Raw genomic sequence first — 2051 nt, forward strand, 5'->3', positions numbered from 1 at the left:
GGATTGAGTACGGGGCCAAGGCCGCCGACCAACGTACTGATAAAAGCGGTGACAAACCCTAATGGGATAAACCCTAACTTTGGCATATCAAAGCTCTTATCGATCTTGCCAAAGCGATACTGGAACACGGTAGAGACCAAAAACCCGCCAACCAATAGCTGAATCCAGCTCCCATCTAGCCGACTAAATAAAAATGCTGCCAGCCACGCCCCAACGACCGCACTCGGCACATAGTATTTGATGAGTGACCAGTCAATATCTTGCCAAAATAGATATAAGCGCACAGGACGACTAATAAAAGTTCCTAAGTTGATGACTGGCGGCGCAGCTGATGCTCCTAGCATCCAAGAGGTTATAGGTATCAGTAACAAAGCGCCGCCGCCACCTGATATGGTGGAGACAATAAAAGCAATCATGCCTATAGCAAAAAGACCCGCTAAATGCCAAGCAGGTATGGTTTGCACAAGGTTAAATATCGTCTCTAAAATCATAATTATTTACTTTATAGTCCTCTACTTTTACTCATTTAGAACCTAATGAAAGCAGACTCATGACAACAGATAATGATCTTCAATATGTTGAATGCACAGCTCATAAAAGGCGGTAGCCGCAGGAGAAATGCTTTTGTCTGCCAGTTTAAAAATACCGACCTGCCGCGTCAAAGTAGGCTCAAGTAGTGGTATCCATATGAGCTCCGACTCATTAGAGGGAAAGGCGAGTTTGGGTAGGGTTGTAATGCCAAGGTCGTGCCGAAGTAGGGAGAATAAAGAGGTAATATTCTCAACCGTATAGCGCGCCTGCCGGTTTAGCACTTGCGCTTGGGTGTTCTCGAGCAAGCGGCAAGTACCATTATAGATAAATGGCTGACCGACTAACTGTTGCCAGGTTAGACCTTGTTGTGCGGTCAATTCCTTTTGCAAGGCTTTAGAAGATGCGCGCTTTGGTTGCATCAACTGCTGGCACAATACATTACTTTTTAAGCACACGACACCTATAGGGTCTGAGATGAGTGCGGTGAAGTCAATATCTGCTTGATCCACTTGCACATCGTTGCCCAAAGCGACATCGACTTCGCCGGCCAACAACCTATTGGCGACGCCGACAGAGTTATCATCTATCAATACAATCTCAATATCAGGGTATCTCTGCGAGTAGGCGGCTAGTACGCTTGGCAATAATTTTGTGACCAAGGATGGCACGCTTGCGATCCTGATCTTGCCCTTGTCTCCTGCCGCAACCGATTTTAAGTCCTCCTCAAGTGTCTGAGCATAACTTACAAACTGCTCAATCTTTGGCAGGCAAGTCTGCCCAAAAGCGCTAAGGGTTGCGGTATTGCCACTCTCAAACAGTCTTTGACCGAGCGACTTTTCTAGCTCTTTAATAGAAGCGGATAACGCAGCTTGCGTGCGATTGGCGCGATCTGCTGCTGCGCGAAAGCCGCCAGCTTCTACCACTAATAAAAAGTGCCTTAGCTGCTGTAACTTCATACCTTGTTATCCGATAAATCCCTAGGTGATAAATTCTTATGTATTGAGACAAGCACAAGCTGTGCTATTTATAAGAACTATAGCACATGATAGATTAAATTTATCATTATTAATATTTAATGAGTTAGATTTGTTAAAGCCAAAAGAGTAGCATAGATGCTAACCCAAGGAACGTCTAAGTATCTGGCTCAATCTAGATACCCACTACTTAAAGGATTAGTGTTTTATGACCACTCACTCACCTAAGCAAGCTGTCAAAACCTCATTATACGCCTCAAAAGCACCCCTTGAGTGGGCAGTCACCAGTAACGGTACGCTTTATACCGCGCAGATTCCAATTGATGATAAAGGGGAAGTCGTTAGCGGCGGTATCGAGGCGCAAACGCGTCAGACATTGGATAACCTCAAGCATACGCTAGAGAGTGCTGGCGTTGGCATGGATGCAGTACTGCAAGTGCTCATTTATGTGACTGATCGCGATTATCTAAAGACGGTCAATCAAGTCTATGCCGAATACTTTGAAGCGCCTTATCCCAACCGCGCAGCTTTAGTGATCGCAGGACT

At 45.5% G+C, this 2051-nt stretch carries 3 protein-coding genes; 1 reads left to right on the forward strand and 2 read right to left on the reverse strand.

Translation table 11 applies throughout. From position 1 onward, the window contains the following. Both ACTXGO_RS12925 and ACTXGO_RS12930 read right to left on the reverse strand, forming a co-directional pair. Positions 1-491 (reverse strand): TSUP family transporter (locus tag ACTXGO_RS12925; protein WP_443574812.1); only part of this gene is annotated, 491 nt, incomplete at its 3' end. Positions 492-548: 57 nt separating this feature from the next. After that, positions 549-1487 carry a LysR family transcriptional regulator gene (locus ACTXGO_RS12930; RefSeq protein WP_443541652.1) on the reverse strand — a complete coding sequence of 313 codons (939 nt, stop codon included), beginning with the start codon at positions 1485-1487 and terminating at the stop codon, positions 549-551. Between the two features lie 226 nt (positions 1488-1713). On the opposite strand from ACTXGO_RS12930, the gene ACTXGO_RS12935 reads away from it, so the two are divergent. Then, positions 1714-2051 (forward strand): RidA family protein (locus tag ACTXGO_RS12935; protein WP_443574813.1); only part of this gene is annotated, 338 nt, incomplete at its 3' end.

This window comes from Psychrobacter sp. T6-1, assembly GCF_052258445.1.

What these genes read in the sequence shown, in the direction of transcription:
- ACTXGO_RS12930 (WP_443541652.1), bottom strand. Translation starts at nt 1,487, where the DNA reads ATGAAGTTACAGCAGCTAAGGCACTTTTTATTAGTGGTAGAAGCTGGC.